This is a genomic window from Cellulosimicrobium sp. E-16, assembly GCF_049913115.1.
GTDB lineage: Bacteria > Actinomycetota > Actinomycetes > Actinomycetales > Cellulomonadaceae > Cellulosimicrobium.
Window position 1 is genome coordinate 2314049 of sequence record NZ_CP183974.1, and the last position, 19954, is coordinate 2334002.

The window sequence follows — 19954 nt, forward strand, 5'->3', positions numbered from 1 at the left end:
ACGCCTCGGGACAGTAGGCTGTGCGGCATGGCTGATCTGCGTCTGTTCACGTCCGAGTCCGTCACCGAGGGGCACCCGGACAAGGTGTGCGACCAGATCTCCGACTCCATCCTCGACGCGCTCCTGGCGCAGGACCCGACGTCCCGCGTGGCGGTCGAGACGATGGTCACCACGGGCCTCGTCCACGTCGCGGGCGAGGTGACCACCGACGCGTACGTCGAGATCCCGCAGATCGTGCGCGACGTCGTGCGCCGCATCGGGTACACGTCGTCCGCGATCGGGTTCGACGCCGACTCGTGCGGCATCTCCGTGTCGATCGGGCAGCAGTCGCCCGACATCGCGCAGGGCGTCGACAAGAGCCTCGAGGGGCGCGACGACCAGCGCGACCACGACCCCCTCGACGCGCAGGGCGCGGGCGACCAGGGCCTGATGTTCGGGTACGCGAGCGACGACACCCCGAGCCTGATGCCGCTGCCGGTCTGGCTCGCGCACCGTCTCGCGGAGCGCCTCGCGCTCGTGCGCCGCGACGGGACGGTGCCGGGGCTGCGCCCGGACGGCAAGACGCAGGTCACCATCGGGTACGACGGCGACCGTGCGGTCACGCTCGACACGGTCGTCCTGTCGACGCAGCACGACCCGGACGTGCGCCAGGACGCGCTGCACCGGCTCGTCGCGGACGACGTCGTCGCACCGGTCCTGGAGGCCGCGGGAGTGGACCTCGACACGCGCGAGACGCGCCTGTTCGTCAACCCGACGGGCACGTTCGTCGTCGGCGGGCCGCAGGGCGACGCCGGCCTCACCGGGCGCAAGATCATCGTGGACACCTACGGCGGCATGGCTCGCCACGGCGGCGGCGCGTTCTCCGGCAAGGACCCGTCGAAGGTGGACCGCTCCGCCGCGTACGCGACGCGCTGGGTCGCGAAGAACGTCGTCGCCGCGGGTCTCGCGCGCCGCTGCGAGGTGCAGGTCGCGTACGCGATCGGCAAGGCGCACCCCGTGGGCCTGTACGTCGAGACGTTCGGCACCGAGAAGGTGCCGGTCGAGCGCATCACGGCCGCGATCCGCGAGGTGTTCGACCTGCGTCCCGCGGCGATCATCCGCGACCTGGACCTGCTGCGCCCCATCTACGCCGCGACGGCCGCGTACGGGCACTTCGGGCGCGAGCTGGAGCAGTTCACGTGGGAGCGCACGGACCGCGTCGCGGACCTGCAGTCCCAGGTGTGACGAGCCCGGCGGGGCCTCGCCCGGGCGTGACGGCGGCGCGTGGTTCGATGACGTCGTGAGCGAGCCCGAGGACACGTCGCAGGCGGTGCAGGACACCCTGCCGGGTGTCTCCGTGGCCCCCGCTCCGCGGCGCCCCGCCGCGGCACCGTCCCAGGAGGTCGCCGCGCACCTGCCCGTCGCGCGCCTCGCGCTCGACCTGGCGCCCCCGCACCTGGACCGCGCGTTCGACTACCTCGTGCCCGCGGCGATGTCCGACGACGCGCAGCCTGGCGTCCGGGTCAAGGTGCGGTTCGCGGGCCGTGACGTCGACGGGTACGTCCTGGCGCGGACCGAGCGGTCCGACCACGACGGCCGTCTGCTCCCGCTGCGCCGTGTCGTCTCGCCCGAGCCGGTGCTCTCGCCCGCCGTCGCGCGGCTCGCGCGCTCGGTCGCCGACCACTACGCGGGCACACTGTCGGACGTGCTCCGCCTCGCCGTCCCCCCGCGGCACGCGCGCGCCGAGCAGGCGCTCGCGGCCGCCGTCGCCGCGGCACCCGAGAACGACGCCACCGGGGGCACGGCGGCGGTGGGCGGGGTCGGGGCCGGTGAGGCGCCCGTCGCGGCGCCCCAGGCCGCAGGGTCCGGGGCGGCGTCCGGCGGCTCCGTGTGGTCCCCGTACCGTGCCGGCGCGGCGTTCCTCGCGCACGTCGCGGGCGGGGGTGCCCCGCGGGCCGTGTGGACCGCGCTGCCCGGCCTCGCGCCGCCCGCCCCTCCTGACCCGGGGTCGGGGCCGGTCGAGCGCGGGCGTGGCGCCGGGGGGGCGCGACGGGGTGCGGACCCCCTGCCCGTGACGCACTGGGCCGCCGCGGTCGCGGAGGCGGTGCGCGCCGCGCGGTCGGGCGGCCGGGGGGCGCTCGTCGTCGTGCCGGACGCGCGCGACGTCGACCAGGTGTGCGCCGCCCTGGACGCCGCGGGCCTGCCCGCGTGGGACGCGGCGACCGGCGGCGAGGTGGTGCGCCTGACCGCGGACGAGGGCCCCGCCCCCCGGTACCGCGGGTTCCTCGCGGTGCTGCACGGGCGGGCGCGCGTCGTCGTGGGGACCCGGGCGGCGGCGTTCGCCCCGGTCGCGGACCTCGGCCTCGTGGTGTGCTGGAACGACGGCGAGGACACGCTCGCCGAGCCGCGGGCGCCCTACCCGCACGCGCGCGAGGTGCTCGCGCTGCGCAGCGACCAGGAGGGGGCCGCGTTCCTCCTCGGGTCGCACGGCCGCACGGTCGCGGCGCAGGCGCTCGTCGCGCGGGGCTGGGCGCACGACCTGGCCGCGCCGCGCGACGTCGTGCGGGCGCGGGCGCCGCGCGTGCGGGCCCTGACGTCGGTGGAGCTCGCGGCCGAGGGGCCGGGCGCCGCGGCCCGCATCCCGACCGCGGCGTGGCGCGCGGCACGCTCCGCGCTCGAGCAGGGTCCGGTGCTGGTGCAGGTGCCCCGTTCCGGGTACGTGCCCGTCGTCGCGTGCGGGCGCTGCCGCACCCCGGCGCGCTGCACGGTGTGCCACGGCCCGCTCGCGCTGTCGGGAGCGGGCGCCACGCCGCAGTGCGCGTGGTGCGGGGCGCTTGCGGGCGGCTGGTCGTGCGCGGAGTGCCACTGGACGGGCCTGCGGTCGGTGCGGGTCGGTTCGCAGCGCACGGCGGAGGAGCTGGGGCGCGCGTTCGCGGGCGTTCCGGTGCAGGTGTCCGGCGCTGCCGCCGCGGGCGGGGTGCTGGGCGCGGTGTCGTCCCGTCCGGCGCTCGTCGTGGCGACGCCGGGCGCGGAGCCGGTCGCCGAGGGCGGGTACGCGGCCGCGCTCCTGCTCGACGCGGCCGTGAGCACCGCGCACGTCGGGCTCGACGTCGCACAGGACGCGCTCGCGCGCTGGCTCGCCGCGGCGGCGCTCGTGCGTCCGGCGACGGCGGGCGGGCAGGTGCTGCTCGTCGGCGACGCCGCCCCGGCTCCGACGAACGCGCTCGTGCGCTGGGACCCGGCGCTCCTCGCGGACCGCGAGCTCGACGAGCGGGCCGAGCTGTCGTTGCCGCCCGCCGTGCGGGTGGCGGCGGTGACGGGGGACCGCCCGGCGGTCGCGGCGCTGCTGGGGCGGGTCGAGCTGGCGCGGCCCGATGCCGTCCTCGGACCAGTGGAGGTTCCCGCACCTCCGCCGCGCGGGCGTGCGCCCGGCACGGGGCCGGGACCTTTGCCGGGCACGGCGAAGGGCGCTGGGGCCGGAGACGGCGCAGGGCCGGGGCTGCTGGACGCCCCACCGGTGCGCGCCGTCGTGCGCGTGCCCGTGCGCGACGGCCGGCGGCTCGCGCGCGAGCTCGCCGCGTCGCTCGCGGTGCGCTCGGCGCGGCGCGAGCCGGGTAGCGTGCGGGTGGAGCTCGACCCGAAGGAGATCTTGTGACGCACCACGCCGCGACGGCCGACGGCACCCCTGGAGGTGCCCCTGCGCGCGCGATCGACGCCGTCCTGTACGACTTCGGCAACGTCCTGGTCGGCTGGGACCCGTACGGCGCCTACGCGGGGCTGGACCGTGAGGTCGTCGACGCGTTCTTCGCGGACGTCGACTTCCGCGTCCTCAACCACGAGCGCGACGCGGGGGCCACGTGGGCGGACGCGCGCGCCGCCGTCGAGGCCTCCCACCCGCACCACGTGGCGCTCCTGGACCGCTACGTCGCGGAGTTCCCCGCGACGCTCACCGGGCCCGTGGAGGGCTCGGAGGAGCTCGTGCGCGAGCTGCGGGACCTCGGGCTGCGCCTGTACGGCCTGACCAACTGGTCCGCGGAGCTCTACCCGCACGCGGCGCCCGCCGCGCCCGCGACGACGCTCATGGACGACGTGCTCGTCTCCGGGCGCGAGGGCCTGGCCAAGCCGGACCCCGCGATCTTCGCGCTCGCGGTCGAGCGCTTCGGCCTCGACCCGGCGCGCACGCTCTTCACCGACGACAGCGCCGCGAACATCGACGCCGCCGCCCGGCTCGGACTGCGCACCCACCTCTTCGACGGCACCCCCGGCCTGCGCGCCGCCCTGCGCGACCTTGGCGTGCCCGTGGCGCGGAGCCGCGAGGCGTCATGACCGCCGACAGGCGCGAGGCCGCCTCGCGCCACCTGACCCCGCGCGAGCGGGACGTGCTCGTCCGGATGGTCCAGGAGGGGGTGCGCGGCGAGCCCGTCCCGCCGAGCCAGGACGCCGAGGACCGCCGCCGCTGGCTCGAGCAGGTCGACGCGACGCGCGTCGTCGGGACGTGCGGGTGCGGCGCGTGCCCGACGATCGACCTCGGCGTCCCGGAGGTGCGGGCCACCTCCGCGGCGCCGCGCGTCGTGCTGGAGGCGGGGGTCGACCGTGCCCTCGTGCTGCTCTTCGTGGATGCGGACGTGCTGAGCTACCTGGAGCTCGCGCCGCTCGACGGCACGCGGTTCCCCGAGTTCCCGAACGCGGCCGATCTGCGGTTCTGACGGTCGCGTCCGAGGTGGCGGGCCACGCGGACGGCCCGGCCGAGGGCCGGCCGTCGGACCGGGCGACCTAGAATCGGGCCCATGCGCCTGCTGTTCGCCGGGACCCCGGATACCGCGGTCCCGTCCCTCGACGCCCTCCTCGACTCCCGCCACGACGTCGTCGCCGTCCTCACGCGCGCCGACGCGCCGTCGGGCCGGGGACGGCGCCTGACGCCGAGCCCCGTCCGCGTGCGCGCCGAGGAGGCCGGGATCCCCGTGATCACCGACCGCCCCCGCGGCGAGGACTTCCTCGCGCGCCTGGCCGAGCTCGACGTCGACGCGGCGCCCGTCGTCGCGTACGGGGAGATCCTGCGCCCCGACGTGCTCGCCGTGCCGCGCCACGGGTGGGTCAACCTGCACTTCTCCGTCCTGCCGGCCTGGCGCGGTGCCGCGCCCGTGCAGCGCGCGATCATCGCCGGGGACGAGGTCACCGGCGCCACGACGTTCCTCATCGAGCAGGGCCTGGACTCCGGCCCCACGCTCGGCACGACGACCGAGACCATCCGTCCGCGGGACACCGCCGGGGACCTCCTGGGCCGCCTCGCCGTGTCCGGCGCGGGGCTGCTCGTCGCGACGCTCGACGCGCTCGAGGACGGGACCCTGCGCCCGCAGCCCCAGCCCGCCGACGGCGTCTCCCACGCCGCGAAGCTCACGCCCGCCGACGCGGAGGTGCGGTGGGACCACCCGGCGCTCGCCGTCGACCGTCTCGTGCGCGGCTGCACCCCCGCGCCGGGCTCCTGGACCACGGTCGCCGGTCCCGACGGCGCGCCCGCGCGCCTCGGGCTCGGCCCGGTGACGCCGCGCCCCGACGTCACCGACCTCGCCCCGGGGCACGTGCGGGCCGGGAAGAAGGAGGTGCTCGTCGGCACCGCGACGCACGCCGTCCAGCTCGGGGACGTCGCGCCCGTCGGCAAGAAGCAGATGCCCGCCGCCGACTGGGCCCGCGGGGCCCGCCTTCCCGAGGATCTCGTTCTCGGTGCGGAGGTCGTCCGATGAGCGGCGGCACGCCCGCGGACCGCGACCGCGAGGACGCGGACCGCCGGTCGTCGACCCCCGGGTCGAACGCACGTTCGAACAGCTCGGCGAGCGGGTCCCGGCGTGAGGGGCGCGAATCGAACGCGCGTTCGAATGCTCCAGGAGTGACCCGCGGCAACGGCTCGAACACCCGTTCGAACGCCGCGGACGGCGGCCGGGACCGCCGCGACGACGAGCGCCGCGACGCCCGCGGCCGTCAGCGCGGCGCCGCCCGCTCCCGCGGCGAGACGTCCCGCAGCTCGAACGCGCCCTCCCAGCGCCGCAAGGGCACCGACCCGGCCCGCGCCGTCGCGTTCGACGTCCTGCGCCAGGTCGACGGCTCCGACGCCTACGCCAACCTCGTCCTGCCACCCCTCCTGCGCGAGCGCGGCATCCGCGGCCGCGACGCCGGGTTCGCCACCGAGCTCGCCTACGGCACCCTGCGCCTGCGCGGTCGCTACGACGCCGTCCTCGCGCTGTGCCTCGACCGACCCCTCGATCGCCTCGACCCGCCCGTGCTCGACGTCCTGCGGCTCGGCACCCACCAGCTCCTCGGCATGCGCGTGCCCCAGCACGCCGCCGTGTCGGAGACGGTCGGACTGGCCCGGGAGCGCACCGGCGCCGGCAGCGCCCAGCTCGTCAACGCCGTCCTGCGCCGCGTCGCGCGCACCACCCTCGACGACTGGCTCACCGCGATCGCCGACGACGCCCCCGACGACCTCGCGGCGCTCGCGGCCACCCAGAGCCACCCGGTCTGGATCGCCCGCGCCCTGCGCGACGCCCTCGCCGGTAACGGACGCCCCGTCGCCGAGCTCGACGCGCTCCTCGCTGCCGACAACGACGCCCCGCGCGTCACGCTCGTCGCCCGCCCCGGCCTCGCCGACCCCGACGAGCTGGCCGACGGCGACGACCGCGTCACGCCCTCCCGGTGGGCCCCCACCGCGCTGCGCCTCGAGGGCGGCGACCCCGCCGCGTTCGGCGCCGTGCGCGACGGCCGCGCCGGCGTCCAGGACGAGGGCAGCCAGCTCGTCGCCCTCGCCCTCGCCGCGGCACCGCTCGCCGGGACCGACGACGCCCGCTGGCTCGACCTGTGCGCCGGCCCCGGGGGCAAGGCCGCGCTCCTCGCGGCGCTCGCGGCCGAGCGGGGCGCGCGCCTCGTCGCCAACGAGGTCCAGCCGCACCGCGCGCGCCTCGTCGAGAAGGCCCTCGCCGCCGTCCCGGCCGACGCCGTGGAGGCCGTGCGCACGGGCGACGGGCGCGCCGTCGGGCAGGACGAGCCGGGCGCCTACGACCGGGTGCTCCTCGACGCCCCCTGCACGGGCCTGGGGGCGCTGCGCCGCCGGCCCGAGTCCCGCTGGCGGCGCACGCCCGCCGACCTCGCGACCCTCACCGGGCTCCAGCGCGAGCTCCTCGACTCCGCGCTCGACGCCGTGCGGCCCGGGGGAGTGGTCGGCTACGTCACGTGCTCGCCCCACCTCGCCGAGACCCAGGTCGTCGTCGCCGACGTGCTGCGCCGCCGCGACGACGTCGAGCTCCTCGACGCCCCGGCGGTCGTGCGCGACGTCGTGCGCCCCGAGGCGCGCGACACGATCGAGCTCGGCGACCGCCAGGACGTCCAGCTCTGGCCGCACGTCCACGGCACCGACGCGATGCACCTGACGCTCCTGCGCCGGACGGTGTGAGAGGGCGGCCCTCGGGGGGCGTCGGCATATCTCGACATGCTGGGCGTGTCGGAGTAACCTGACGTCGACGCGTGTCGGGGAATCCTGACGCCGCAGCACGAGCCCCGCGCACCGACGGCAGGAGAGCGAGCATGGCCGACACCTGGACCACCCCCCGAAGCCCCCGCGACCTCGGCGCCTACCTCAGCCGCGTCCGCCGGACCCGCGGGCTCACGCAGGCCCAGGTCGCCGACGAGCTCGGCATCACCCGCCAGTACCTCTCCGAGCTCGAGAACGGCGTCGAGAACCTCTGGGTCCAACGACTCTTCGAGCTCCTCGACACCCTCGACGTCGACCTGCGACTCCAGGAACGCCCATGACCACCGTCACCGCCTGGCTCTACGGCACCCCCGTCGCGACCCTCGCACCCGCCAGCACGCGCACCACCGACGGCACCCCCCGCGTCACCCTCACCTGGACCACCGACGCCCTCGACCGCTGGGGACACGACGCCCGTGTCCTGTCCCACCTGCTCCCCATCACCCCGCCCGACGAGCCCTCGCCCCACCCCGCGCGCGTCGCCGCCTGGCTCGACGGACTCCTCCCCGAAGGCCGCACCCGCGACGCCATGGCCATCGACGCCGGCATCGACCCCGACGACGCCCTCGCCTTCCTCGTCCACTACGGCCACGACACCGCCGGCGCCGTCCTCCTCGCGCCCGAAGGGCAGCCCCTTCCCACCCCCGGCACCCCCGAACGACTCGACGACGCCGCCGTCGCGCGCCTCCTGCGCGCCGCCGTCGCCCGCAGCGGGGGAGAAGGACGCACCGACCACCTCACCAGCTCCCTGCCCGGCATGGAACCCAAGATCACCCTCCTCCACGACGAGCACGGCTGGGCCCGCCCGCACGGCACCGCACCCACCACCCACATCCTCAAGGTCGCCCGCCCCTCCGACTCACCCACCGCCGACCTCGTCAACACCGAAGCAGCCGCCCTCGACCTCGCCCGCCGCACCGGCCTCACCACGATCGACGCCCACGTCACCGAGCTCGACGGCGAACGCGCCATCGTCGTCACCCGCTACGACCGCGTCCCCGACCCCACCGAACCCACCGGCACCGCACGCCTCCACCAGGAGGACGCCGCACAGGCCCTCGGCATCAACACCCGCGACCCCGAACGCAAGTTCCAGCACGGACGCCGCTTCCCCTCCCTCGCCGCCATCGCCCGCACCCTCCGCGACGACGGCACCCGCCCCGACCCCCTCCTCGCCCTCACCACCTTCAACCTCGCCATCGGCAACACCGACGCCCACGCCAAGAACATCTCCGTCCTGCGCCACGCCGACGGCACCGTGCGGCTCGCCCCCGCCTACGACGTCTCCATGCACCTCCACCACGACCACGCCTCGCGCGTCTTCGCCATGGACGTCGCCGGAGAACGCGACATGGACCGCCTCACCGCCGAGCACCTCGTCGCCGAAGGGACGACCTGGGGACTGCCCCGACGCCGCGCCCAGCGCGCCGTCGCCCAGACCCTCGACGGACTCCTCGCGGCGCTCGCGGACGTCGACCGCGACGCCCACCCCGGCGTCAGCCGCCACGCCTGGCGCACGGTCGAGCAGCGCACGACCGACCTCCGCCGCGGCCTCGTCGTCTGAGCCTCGCCGCAGGGAGAGAACCCTGGTCAGTGCTCCGCCTCGCCCTGGTCGTCGCACACCCCAGGCGACCGCCCGCGGTGCCAGGCTCGTTCTCGCCCCGCCCGGCTCAGAGGGAGCGCTGGAGGAGGATCGTGTCGACCCAGCGGCCGTGCTTGAGGCCGACGGCGGTGAGGCGGCCCGTCTCGACGAAGCCGAACCGGCGGTGCAGGGGGAGCGAGCCTGCCGCCTCGGGCACGTCGGCGACGACCGAGACGACCTGGCGGACCCCGGCGACGGCGCACGCGTCCAGGAGCGCACTCAGCAGGGTGGTGCCGATCCCGCGACCGGCGTGGGCCGGGTCGAGGTAGATCGTGTCCTCAGCGGTGTGCCGGTAGGCGGGCTTCGGCCGCCACGCGGACGCGTAGGCGTAGCCCACGACCAGCGGGCCTCCTGCGGTTCCGGGTTCCGTCGGGACGTCGACCTCCGCGACGAGGAACGGCAGGCCGCGCGCGGTGACGTCGTCGAGCTTGCGCCGCCACGCCGGGACGTCCCAGACCTCCTCCTCGAACGTCACGCACGTGTCGCGGACGAACGGGGCGGCGATCTCGGCGACACGCCCGAGGTCGCCCGCGGTGGCGGGTCGCACCGTCACGGCCTGGTGCTCCCGGGTCGACGCGGCCGGTGCGGCCGGCGGGGTGGTCGGGCCGGGGGAGGGGAGGGGGCTCACGGGACGAGCCTACGAGCGCGGGCGACCGGCGTGACGCGCCCTAGGCTGGGGCCCATGGCAGCCCTCATCGCACCGAGCATCCTGTCCGCCGACTTCGCGAACCTCGAGCGCGACCTGAACGCCATCTCGACCGCGGACTACGCGCACGTCGACGTGATGGACAACCACTTCGTGCCGAACCTCACGCTCGGGCTGCCGGTCTTCGAACGTCTGGCGCAGGTGTCACCGGTCCCGATCGACGCCCACCTCATGATCGAGGACCCGGACCGCTGGGCGCCGGCGTACGCGGAGGCGGGGGCGGCGTCCGTGACGTTCCACGCCGAGGCCGCTGCTGCCCCTGTGCGGCTCGCTCGCGAGCTCCGGCGCCTGGGTGCCCGCGCGGGCCTCGCGCTGCGCCCTGCGACGCCTGTGGAGCCCTTCCTGGACCTCCTGGCGGAGGTGGACATGATCCTCGTCATGACGGTCGAGCCGGGCTTCGGCGGGCAGTCGTTCATCGACGGGACGCTCCCCAAGATCCGACGGGCGCGCGAGGCCGTGAGCGAGTCGGGCCTGGACGTGTGGATCCAGGTCGACGGGGGAGTGTCACGCTCGACGATCGAGCGGGCGGCCGACGCGGGGGCGAACGTCTTCGTCGCGGGGTCGGCGGTGTACGGGGCGGAGAGCGTGCCGGGCGAGATCCAGGCGTTGCGCGAGCTCGCGGAGGCGTCGGCGCACGCCCACTGACGCCCGACCCGGGAGGGAGCCCGAGCAGAGGGCTCCCTCTCTCGTCCCGATATAAATAGTGTGCCAAGCACCCATTACAACCCCACCCACCCGAAACAGCTCACCAACCAGCACGGAACAAGGGGGTGGCCCGGTTCACGTTCGCTCGACGGGCGGACGGATCGGTCCCGAGGAATGCGCGAGTAGCATGCTCGGTTGAAAGCAGCAGTACGCACGAACGTGCTCCGGGGTCGGTGCAATTCCGAGCCGGCGGTGACAGTCCGCGACCCGCGCCCACGCGCGGTTGACCTGGTGGAACTCCAGGACCGACGGTGACAGTCCGGATGGGAGGAAGCACGTGCGGCGCGGCCACGCCCAGAGCGTGGTGCTCCGGCGACCCGTCGGTGCACCCGTTCGCGACGGCGACGGCCTCGCCGTGGTGAGCGACGCCGTCGGGCCGGTCCAGGCCTGACCCCGCCGCCCGCCCTCACCCCGGAGCGCTCGTGCCCGGGAGGAGGACGATGGGCGAGCACCCCCGCACCCTGACGATCGACGCCTCGATGGCGCGCGCGCTCGAGCTCGCGGCTCGCGGGCCCGCGTACGGGCCCAACCCCCGGGTCGGCTGCGTGCTCCTGGGCCCCACCCCAGGCGGTCGGCCGGAGCCCGACGGCGCCTCGCCGGATTCTCTGGACCCGCACCCGCGGCCCGTCCTCGCCGAGGGATACCACCGTGGTGCGGGCACGCCGCACGCGGAGGCCGCGGCCCTCGCGGACGCCCGGGAGCGCGGCGTCGACGTCGCCGGCGCGACCGCCGTCGTCACGCTCGAGCCGTGCGCCCACACGGGCCGCACCGGGCCGTGCGCGGACGCGCTCGTCGCCGCCGGGGTCGCCGAGGTCGTGCACGCCGTGGCCGACCCCAACCCCGTGGCGACGGGCGGCGCCCACCGCCTGCGCGCGGCCGGGGTGCGGGTCGTGCGCGGTCTGCGCGCCGCCGAGGGCGAGGAGCTCCTCCGCGTGTGGCTCACGTCCGTGCGCCGCGGGACGCCGTACGTGACGCTCAAGACCGCGACGACGCTCGACGGCTACGTCGCCGCCGAGGACGGGACGAGCCGCTGGATCACCGGACCCGCCGCACGCGAGCACGCGCACCGCGTGCGGGCCGAGGTCGACGCGATCCTCGTCGGTACGGGCACTCTCCTGACCGACGACCCGGCGCTCACGGCGCGCGTCCCTGTCCACGACGCCGCGAGCGCCGACCGGCTCGCGGAGCACCAGCCGCTGCGGGTCGTCGTCGGGCTGCGGGGGATCCCGCCGTCGGCGCGGGTGCGTGGCGAGGGCGGCGAGCTGGTGCACCTGCTGACGCGCGACGTCGGTGAGGTGCTGCAGAGGCTCGGGGAGCGTGAGGTGCGGCACGTGCTCGTGGAGGGCGGTCCGACGCTGGCGACGGCGTTCCTCGCGGCGGGCGCGGTGGACGAGCTGCACGCGTACGTGGCCCCGGTGCTGCTGGGGAGCGGTCGGCGGGTCGTAGACGGGCTGGGCGTGGCGACGATCGCCGACGCGCACCGGTTCCGCACGGTGGAGGTGAGGCGCGTCGGCGACGACGCGCTGGTGGTGTCCAGGAAGAGCACGGAAGGGCGGGACGGCTGATGTTCACGGGGATCGTGGAGGAGATCGGGGAGGTCCGGGACATCGGGTTCCCGGGCGGTGAGGGGGAGGACGCGGTGCTCAGGGTCGAGGGGCCGCTCGCCACCTCGGACGCGGCGCTGGGCGACTCGATCGCCGTGAACGGCGTGTGCCTGACGGTCGCGAGCCTCGGGGGTGACGGGTCGTTCACGGCGGACGTGATGCCGGAGTCGTTGCGTCGCACTGCGCTGGGTGACCTCGTGGCGGGGTCGCCGGTGAACCTGGAGCGGGCCGTCCGGGCGGACGCGCGGCTGGGCGGTCACGTGGTGCAGGGGCACGTGGACGGCGTCGGCACGCTCGTGAGCCGCGACCCGGGCGAGCGCTGGGACGACCTGGTGATCTCGGCGCCCGCGGGCTTGACGCGGTACGTCGCGGAGAAGGGCTCGATCGCGGTGAGCGGGGTGTCGCTGACGGTGACGCACGTGGACGACGAGACGTTCGGCGTCTCCCTCATCCCGACGACGCTCGAGGCGACGATCCTCGGTGGCCTGGTGCCGGGCGACCGGGTGAATCTCGAGGTGGACGTGCTCGCGAAGTATGTCGAGCGCCTGCTCCTGTCCGGCGTCGTCCCCGGGAGCGCGTCGTGACGGGCGCGGGGTCCGCGAGCGCCGCCGTGCCGCAAGGGCCGGGGGGTGTGCGCCTGGGGTCGGTCGAGGAGGCGCTGGCGGAGATCCGGGCGGGGCGGCCGGTACTGGTGGCGGACTCTCCGGACCGGGAGAACGAGGCGGACGTGGTGTTCGCGGCGCAGGGGGTGTCGGCGGAGTGGGTGGCGTGGACGATCCGGCACTCGTCGGGGTACCTGTGCGCGCCGATGCCGGCGGCGCGGGCGGACGCGCTGGAGCTGCCGTTGATGGTGCCGCACAGCCAGGATCCGCGGCGCACGGCGTACACGGTGACGGTGGACGCGGCGACGGGGGTGACGACGGGGATCTCGGCGGAGGACCGGGCGCGGACGTTGCGGGTGCTGGCGGACCCGGCGTCGGGTCCGGTGGACCTGATCCGGCCGGGGCACGTGCTGCCGTTGCGTGCGGTGCCGGGGGGTGTGCTGCACCGGGCGGGGCACACGGAGGCGGCGGTGGACCTGGTGCGCCTGGCGGGGATGGGCGAGGTCGGGGGGATCGCGGAGCTGGTGCACGACGACGGGACGATGATGCGTCTGGGGGACGCGGCGGCCCTCGCGGAGCGTGACGGGCTGGTGCTGATCACGATCGCGGACCTGGTGGCGTGGCGGCGGGTGCACGACCCTGCGCCTGCGGTGGCCGCGGAGGTGCCGGATCGGGAGGCGTTGGCGCGGCGGGTGCACCGCACCGCCTCGGCGGATCTCCCGACGGCGCACGGCCGGTTCCGGGTGGTGGGGTACCGGGACCTGCGCACGGGGGCGGAGCACGTCGCTCTCGTTCCTGCGGTCGCCCCGGCTGGCTCGGCAGACCGCGGTGAGGTCGGCGCGGAGGCCGCGAGCGCCGCCGGGCGGGAGGTGGTGCCGGTGGTGCGGGTGCACTCGGAGTGCTTGACGGGTGACGCGTTCGGGTCGTTGCGCTGCGACTGCGGTCCGCAGCTACAGGCGGCGATGGAGCGGGTCGCGGCGGAGGGTGGTGCGGTGGTGTACCTGCGGGGGCACGAGGGGCGCGGCATCGGGCTGCTGGCGAAGATCGGGGCGTACGAGCTGCAGGACGCGGGCCTGGACACGGTGCAGGCGAACCTGGAGCTGGGGTGGCCGGTGGACCGTCGGGAGTACGGGGCGGCGGCGGCGATCCTGGCGGACCTGGGGCTGTCGCGGGTGCGGTTGCTGACGAACAACCCGGCGAAGGTGACGGGCCTGGTGGCCTCGGGCATCGAGGTCGAGGGGACGGAGCGGATCGAGGTGGGTCACGGGGAGCACAACCGGGCGTACCTGGTGACGAAGAAGGTGGCGATGGGTCATCTGCTGGACACGGTGGCGGTCCCGGAGGGGGCGGTCGAGGTGGAGTCGGACGAGTCGAAGGAGGACGAGGGATGAGCGGGGCAGGTGCGCCGACGTTGAGCGTGGACGGGTCGGGGCTGCGGGTGACGGTGGTCGCGGCGAGCTGGCACACGGAGGTGATGGACGGGTTGCTGGCGGGGGCGCGGCGGGCCTTGGCGGCGGCGAACGTGTCGCACGTGAGCGTGGTGCGGGTGCCGGGGTCGTTCGAGCTGCCGGTGGCGGCGGCGCGGGCGGTGGAGCACGGCGCGGACGCGGTGGTGGCGCTGGGGGTGGTGATCCGTGGGGGGACGCCGCACTTCGAGTACGTGTGCCAGGCCGCGACGTCGGGACTGACGGACGTGAGCGTGCGCACGGGCGTGCCGGTGGGGTTCGGGGTGCTGACGTGCGACGACGAGCAGCAGGCGCTGGACCGTGCGGGCCTGGAGGGGTCGCGCGAGGACAAGGGTGCGGAGGCTGCGGAGGCGGCGGTCGCGACGGTGGTGGCGCTGCGGGATCTGTAAGACCTTCCTGGACTTGTCCTCGTCTTGGTCCGGTTTGTGATGTGTAAGGTGGCCTTGTGAGTGACATGGTCCAGGTTGCGGATCTGCGGGGGGCCGAGCCCGACTGGCCGGTGCACTCGCAGGTCGAGCGACCGTGGCGGTCGCAGACGCGCGGTCCGCGCGAGGACCGGCTCGTCTCCCGGGTGACGGCGAGCGTGCCGCCTCTCGTCGCCGTTCAGGCCTATCGGCCGACGGCGCGGGAGGCGGCGCTCGTGGAGCGCGCCGCAGTCGAGATCACGCGGCTCGACGCGGTCCACGGGCCGCGGATCGCGACGTTCGCGACCTTCCTGCTCCGCACCGAGGCCGTCGCGTCGTCACGCATCGAACGGCACGACGCGAGCCTGGCGGACCTCGCCAAGGCGTCGATCGGGATGCGCTCGGGCCGTGACGCGCAGCTGACGGTGGCGGCCGCCCGCGCGGTCTCACGACTCGTGGACGCCGCGGGGTCGGGGCAGATCCGGCTCGAGGACGTCCTGGCTGCCCACGCGGTCCTGCTGCGTGAGGACCCGGTCGACGGGCCCACGGCGGGCAGGCTCCGCACGGTGCAGAACTGGATCGGCGGGTCGGACTACTCTCCGCGGGGTGCGGTGCACGTGCCGCCGCCGCCCGAGCTCGTGCCGGACCTCATGGACGACCTGCTCGCGTTCGCGAACCGCGACGACCTGCCCGCAGTGGCACAGGCCGCGCTCGTGCACGCGCACTTCGAGTCCGTCCACCCGTTCCCCGACGGGAACGGGCGCGTCGGGCGGGCGCTCATCGGCGCGGTGTGGCGGCGACGTGGCCTCACCCCGACCCTGGTCGTGCCCGTGGCGTCGGCGATGCTCGCCGACACCGAGGAGTACTTCGCACGGGTCAACGCCTACCGCGACGGGTACGCGTCCCAGTTCGTCTGCTACCTCGCCGACGCCTCGGTGCGCGCGGCACGCGAGGCGCGCGCGTCCGCCGAGAACCTCGCGAGGCTGCCGCAGGCATGGCGCGCCGAGGTGCGCCCGCGAGCCGGTTCGGCCGCCGCGGCACTGCTCGACGCGCTGCTCGACCAGCCGGTCCTCGACGCCGACCTCGCCGGACGGGTCACGCGAGCGTCGTCGACAGCCACCTACGAGGCGCTCCGCAGGCTCACGGACCTCGGCATCCTCACGCGGCTCAACGAGTCCGTGCGCAACGGCGTCTGGGGGGCGACCGAGGTCCTCGGCGAGGTCGACGACCTGACAAGGCGTCTACGCGAGTCCTCCGGGCGGTAGGCCGGTGCCCGCTGGGCGGACCGCGCCCCGGCCCCGCCCGGGCGGCGGATACCCTGGGGCGCGTGAAGACGTTCGAGTCCCTGTTCGCGGAGCTGTCCGAGAAGGCCACGACGCGACCTGCCGGTTCCGGCACGGTCGCGGAGCTGGACGCCGGCGTGCACGCGATCGGGAAGAAGGTGGTCGAGGAGGCCGCCGAGGTGTGGATGGCCGCCGAGTACGAGGGCGACGTGAAGACGGCGGAGGAGATCTCCCAGCTCCTCTACCACCTGCAGGTCCTCATGCTGGCGAAGGGTCTGAGCCTGCAGGACGTGTACGAGCATCTGTGAGCGGCCGTGCCGGTGAGCGTCCCCGCTCCCGGCCGCGAGCGCCGCTCGCCCCCTCGCTCGTCCCTGTTCCCCGCGTCCTGCCCGATCCCCTGAACGAAGGTCCTGTCATGCTGCGTATCGCCGTCCCCAACAAGGGGTCCCTGTCCGAGCCCGCCGTCGAGATGCTGCGCGAGGCGGGGTACCGCCAGCGTCGTGACTCGCGCGAGCTCGTGCTGGCCGACCCGGACAACGACGTCGAGTTCTTCTTCCTGCGACCGCGCGACATCGCGGTGTACGTGGGGTCGGGCACGGTGGACGTGGGGATCACGGGCCGGGACCTGCTGCTGGACTCGGGTGCGGACGCGGTGGAGCACATGCAGCTCGGCTTCGGCGGGTCGACGTTCCGGTACGCGGCCCCGGCGGGCGCGGTGACGTCGCTGGAGCAGGTGCAGGGGCTGCGCGTGGCCACGTCGTACGAGGTGCTGGTCGAGGGGCACCTGCGCTCGCACGGCGTGGAGGCCACGGTCGTGCACCTGGACGGCGCGGTGGAGTCGGCGGTGCAGCTCGGGGTGGCGGACGTGGTCGCGGACGTGGTCTCGACGGGGACGACGCTGCGGGGCGCGGGCCTGGAGGTGTTCGGCGACCCGATCCTCGTGTCGGAGGCGGTGCTGATCCGTCCGCGCGCGGTCGCGGAGGCGGACGTGCCGGCGGGTGTGGAGGTGCTGAGCCGGCGTCTTCAGGGCGTGCTCACGGCCCGCCAGTACGTCCTGATGGACTACGACGTGCCGGTGTCGCTCGTGGAGCGGGCGGTCGCGATCACGCCGGGCCTGGAGTCGCCGACGGTGTCGCCGCTGCACGACCGCGACTGGGCGGCGGTGCGGGCGATGGTGCGGCGCGACCAGACGAACCAGGTCATGGACGCCCTGTACGACGTGGGGGCGCGCGCGATCCTCGTGACGCGGATCCACGCGTCCCGCCTCTGACGTCCGCTCCACCCCGGGACCGGCGCCGTGTGCGTCGAGCGGGTGTGAGACGGTGGCGGCATGAGCACCGAACCGTTCCCTGATCCTGGCCTGCCGGGGGAGCGCCACGACGACCCGTACCGGCCGTTCCGGCCCCGGTTCGGGCTCGTGTCGGCGTGGGCGACCGGTGTCGTGGTGGTCGGCGGGTGCGTCGTCGTCGGGCTGTCCGCGACGGGACCGCTCGGCACGTCCTGGGTGAACCGGCTGTCCCTGGCGGCGTTCGCGCTGTTCGCGGCGTGGCTGCTGTGGCGCCTCGGGGGCGTGCACGCCGTCCCGACGCGTGTGGGCCTGCGGGTGCGCAACGTCATCTACACGCGCGAGCTCGAGTGGGCGCAGGTCGTGTCGGTCCGGTTCGGCTCCGGCGACGCGTGGGTGCGCCTGGACCTCGCAGACGGGTCGACGCTCGCCGTCATGGGGATCCAGCGTGCCGACGGCGCCCGCGGGGACGCGGAGGCGCGTCGCCTCGCGGCCCTGGTCCAGGCGCACGGCGAGGCGCGCGAGGAACCGCGCACCTGACGCGCGACAGCACAGGGCGGAACGCGAACGGCCCCGGATCCAGCGGATCCGGGGCCGTTCGTCTACACGCGTCGCCTCGCGGCGGACGCCGGAGCGTCAGTACGCGGTGCGGTGGCGGGGCTTGCGCTCGCCCCGGTCGTCGGCACGGTCGAAGCGGTCGCGACGCTCGTCGCGACGGCCCGACGGGCCGTGCCCGCCGCGCGGGCCGCGCGACGCGGGCGCGCCCTCGTCCAGGCGGATGCGCAGCGCCTTCCCAGCGACCCGGGCACGGGAGATGCGGTCCATGGTCTCCGCGTCGAGCGGGGCGGAGATGTCCACGAGGGAGAAGGACGGGAAGATGTCGATCTTGCCGACGTCCGACCCGGCCAGGCCGGCCTCGTTCGTCAGCGCGCCGACGATCCCGCCGGGCATCACGCCGTCCTTGTGGCCCACGGACAGGCGGTAACGGGTACCGACGGCGTCACGGCGGATGCCACGCGTACCGTCGCCCTCGCGACGGCCCGACGCGCGCTCACCGCGCGGACGCTCGCCAGTGCGCTCGGTGCGGCGCGCCTTCGCCTGCTCGCGCGCCGCGGCACGCTCGGCCTCGAACCGCTCCTGCTCCTCGCGGGCCCGGGGCCCGTCGTCGCCGACCGCGAGCGCCGCCATGGCCGCCGCGAGGTCGACCGGGTCGACGTCGTGCTCGGCGAGGAACGTGCGCACCATGTCGGCGTACATGGACAGGCGGCCTGCCTCCTGGCGTGCGGGGACCTGGCCGAGCAGGGCCCGCACCTTGTGCGCGGACACGTCCGCGGGGGAGGGGATCTCGATCTCCTCGAGCGGGGTGCGGGTGGTGCGCTCGATGGCGCGCAGGCGACCGCGCTCGTGCGGGGTGACGAAGCTCAGGGCCTCACCGGTGCGCCCGGCGCGGCCGGTGCGGCCGATGCGGTGCACGTACGCCTCGGGCTCGCCCGGCAGGTCGAAGTTCACGACGAGGCCGATGCGGTCCACGTCGAGGCCGCGCGCGGCGACGTCGGTCGCGACGAGGACGTCGAGCGCGCCGGAGCGCAGGCGCTCCACGATCCGCTCGCGTTCCTTCTGCGCGACGTCGCCCGAGATCGTGGCGGCGGAGATGCCGCGCTCGACGAGCGCGGACCCGACCTCCTCCGCGGCGCCGCGCGTGCGGGTGAACACGATCGCGGCCTCGGCGTCGGACGTGGCGAGGACGCGCACGAGCGAGCCGGTCTTGTGCCGGAACGGCACGACGGCGTACGTCTGGCGCACGCTCGTCACGGTGGAGGACTGGCGCGCCACGGCGATCTCGACCGGGTCGGTGAGGTGCTCGTTCGCGACCCGGCGGATCGGGGCGGGCATCGTCGCGGAGAAGAGCGCGACCTGACGCTCGCGCGGTGCGCGGGAGAAGATCGTGTCGACGTCCTCCGCGAAGCCCATGCGCAGCATCTCGTCGGCCTCGTCCAGCACGAGGAAGCGCACGTCGTCGAGCACGAGGGTGCCGCGCTCGATGTGGTCGATGACGCGCCCGGGCGTGCCGACGACGACCTGCGCGCCCGCCGCGAGCGCCCGCTGCTGCGGCTGGTAGGGCGAGCCGCCGTACACGGCGACGACGTCGACCTTGGGCAGGTGGGTCGCGAACGACTCGACGGCGTCGGCGACCTGCATCGCGAGCTCGCGCGTCGGGGTCAGGACGACGGCCTGCACGCGGCGCAGGGACGGGTCGATCGCGGCGAGCAGCGGGAGGCCGAACGCGGCGGTCTTGCCGGTGCCGGTCTGCGCGACGCCGGTGATGTCGCGCCCGGCGAGGAGCGCCGGGATGGCCTCGGCCTGGATCGCGGACGGGGTGACGAAGCCGAGGTCGGAGACGGCGCGCTCGAGAGGAGCGGGCAGGCCGAGGTCGGCGAACACGGGCCCGGCGGGCGCGGTCGTCTCGGGACGGGTCTGGTCCGCGCGCTCGGGGGCGGCGTCGGCGGACTGGTCGAGGGCGTGCGAGGGCGCGAGGACGTCAGCAGTCATGAAGGGGTGAGGACCGTTCGTTTCGGGGTGTGGAGTGGCGTGCGGTCACCAGGACGGTTCTCGCAGGTCGCACTCCCGAACACACCAGGCCGGCCACCAGGACGATCAGGGATGATCGAGGGGACGGCCGCTCTCACGGACACACGCGGGACGAGCGACGAACTCCAGAGGTGTGCCCATCCTACCGGAGAGCGCGGTCGGTGAGCGGG

At 75.5% G+C, this 19954-nt stretch carries 19 protein-coding genes and 1 riboswitch; of the genes, 17 read left to right on the forward strand and 2 right to left on the reverse strand.

Annotation, left to right across the window (positions count from 1 at the left end; translation table 11 throughout):
* The first annotated feature begins 27 nt into the window (after positions 1–27).
* The 8 genes from metK (at position 28) to ACN9MS_RS10320 (ending at position 9062) form a co-directional block, all read left to right on the forward strand.
* Positions 28–1224, forward strand: coding sequence for a methionine adenosyltransferase (gene metK, locus ACN9MS_RS10285; protein WP_426308543.1), 1197 nt, complete (start codon positions 28–30; stop codon positions 1222–1224).
* A 55-nt stretch (positions 1225–1279) separates the two neighbouring features.
* Entirely contained in the window at positions 1280–3634 is a 2355-nt protein-coding gene (locus tag ACN9MS_RS10290) for a primosomal protein N' (RefSeq protein WP_426308544.1), read from the forward strand.
* A complete protein-coding gene (locus ACN9MS_RS10295) occupies positions 3631–4305 on the forward strand; it encodes an HAD family hydrolase (protein ID WP_426308545.1) in 675 nt (224 codons plus the stop codon). The genes ACN9MS_RS10290 and ACN9MS_RS10295 overlap by 4 nt, the downstream gene beginning before the upstream one ends.
* Positions 4302–4685, forward strand: coding sequence for a hypothetical protein (locus ACN9MS_RS10300; RefSeq protein ID WP_426308546.1), 384 nt, complete (start codon positions 4302–4304; stop codon positions 4683–4685). Before ACN9MS_RS10295 ends, ACN9MS_RS10300 begins: the two co-directional genes overlap by 4 nt.
* Before the next feature lie 81 nt (positions 4686–4766).
* Entirely contained in the window at positions 4767–5720 is a 954-nt protein-coding gene (gene fmt, locus ACN9MS_RS10305; protein ID WP_426308547.1) for a methionyl-tRNA formyltransferase, read from the forward strand.
* Entirely contained in the window at positions 5717–7420 is a 1704-nt protein-coding gene (locus ACN9MS_RS10310; protein WP_426308548.1) for an RsmB/NOP family class I SAM-dependent RNA methyltransferase, read from the forward strand. The genes fmt and ACN9MS_RS10310 overlap by 4 nt, the downstream gene beginning before the upstream one ends.
* 131 nt (positions 7421–7551) lie before the next feature.
* Positions 7552–7779 carry a helix-turn-helix domain-containing protein gene (locus tag ACN9MS_RS10315; RefSeq protein ID WP_237842640.1) on the forward strand — a complete coding sequence of 76 codons (228 nt, stop codon included), beginning with the start codon at positions 7552–7554 and terminating at the stop codon, positions 7777–7779.
* The gene (locus tag ACN9MS_RS10320; protein WP_426308549.1) at positions 7776–9062 is read left to right on the forward strand and encodes a type II toxin-antitoxin system HipA family toxin; all 1287 of its coding nucleotides are present in this window, start codon (positions 7776–7778) and stop codon (positions 9060–9062) included. Before ACN9MS_RS10315 ends, ACN9MS_RS10320 begins: the two co-directional genes overlap by 4 nt.
* A gap of 106 nt (positions 9063–9168) precedes the next feature.
* Here the strand turns inward: ACN9MS_RS10320 and ACN9MS_RS10325 are convergent, their stop codons facing one another.
* Positions 9169–9768: a GNAT family N-acetyltransferase gene (locus tag ACN9MS_RS10325; protein ID WP_426308550.1), complete on the reverse strand. Its 600-nt coding sequence runs from the start codon at positions 9766–9768 to the stop codon at positions 9169–9171.
* 54 nt (positions 9769–9822) lie between these two features.
* Here ACN9MS_RS10325 and rpe point away from each other — a divergent pair, with 54 nt between their 5' ends.
* The 9 genes from rpe (at position 9823) to ACN9MS_RS10370 (ending at position 17735) form a co-directional block, all read left to right on the forward strand.
* Entirely contained in the window at positions 9823–10491 is a 669-nt protein-coding gene (gene rpe / locus ACN9MS_RS10330) for a ribulose-phosphate 3-epimerase (RefSeq protein ID WP_277515456.1), read from the forward strand.
* Positions 10492–10707: 216 nt separating this feature from the next.
* Positions 10708–10831, forward strand: a riboswitch (FMN riboswitch).
* A gap of 160 nt (positions 10832–10991) precedes the next feature.
* On the forward strand, positions 10992–12116 hold the full coding sequence (gene ribD, locus ACN9MS_RS10335; RefSeq protein ID WP_426308551.1) for a bifunctional diaminohydroxyphosphoribosylaminopyrimidine deaminase/5-amino-6-(5-phosphoribosylamino)uracil reductase RibD: 1125 nt from the start codon (positions 10992–10994) through the stop codon (positions 12114–12116).
* Positions 12116–12739 carry a riboflavin synthase gene (locus ACN9MS_RS10340; protein ID WP_426308552.1) on the forward strand — a complete coding sequence of 208 codons (624 nt, stop codon included), beginning with the start codon at positions 12116–12118 and terminating at the stop codon, positions 12737–12739. Before ribD ends, ACN9MS_RS10340 begins: the two co-directional genes overlap by 1 nt.
* Positions 12740–12786: 47 nt before the next feature.
* Positions 12787–14148, forward strand: coding sequence for a 3,4-dihydroxy-2-butanone-4-phosphate synthase (gene ribB, locus ACN9MS_RS10345; protein WP_426308553.1), 1362 nt, complete (start codon positions 12787–12789; stop codon positions 14146–14148).
* Entirely contained in the window at positions 14145–14612 is a 468-nt protein-coding gene (ribH, locus tag ACN9MS_RS10350) for a 6,7-dimethyl-8-ribityllumazine synthase (protein ID WP_205204177.1), read from the forward strand. Before ribB ends, ribH begins: the two co-directional genes overlap by 4 nt.
* Positions 14613–14863: 251 nt before the next feature.
* The gene (locus ACN9MS_RS10355) at positions 14864–15892 is read left to right on the forward strand and encodes a Fic family protein (protein ID WP_426308554.1); all 1029 of its coding nucleotides are present in this window, start codon (positions 14864–14866) and stop codon (positions 15890–15892) included.
* 62 nt (positions 15893–15954) lie between these two features.
* On the forward strand, positions 15955–16218 hold the full coding sequence (locus tag ACN9MS_RS10360; RefSeq protein ID WP_024839663.1) for a phosphoribosyl-ATP diphosphatase: 264 nt from the start codon (positions 15955–15957) through the stop codon (positions 16216–16218).
* Positions 16219–16325: 107 nt separating this feature from the next.
* Complete coding sequence (gene hisG, locus ACN9MS_RS10365; protein ID WP_378218280.1) at positions 16326–17180, forward strand: ATP phosphoribosyltransferase; 855 nt, start codon at positions 16326–16328, stop codon at positions 17178–17180.
* Between the two features lie 60 nt (positions 17181–17240).
* Complete coding sequence (locus ACN9MS_RS10370; protein WP_426308555.1) at positions 17241–17735, forward strand: PH domain-containing protein; 495 nt, start codon at positions 17241–17243, stop codon at positions 17733–17735.
* Between the two features lie 96 nt (positions 17736–17831).
* On the opposite strand, the gene ACN9MS_RS10375 is transcribed toward ACN9MS_RS10370, so the two are convergent.
* On the reverse strand, positions 17832–19745 hold the full coding sequence (locus tag ACN9MS_RS10375; RefSeq protein ID WP_426308556.1) for a DEAD/DEAH box helicase: 1914 nt from the start codon (positions 19743–19745) through the stop codon (positions 17832–17834).
* Positions 19746–19954 lie beyond the last annotated feature (209 nt).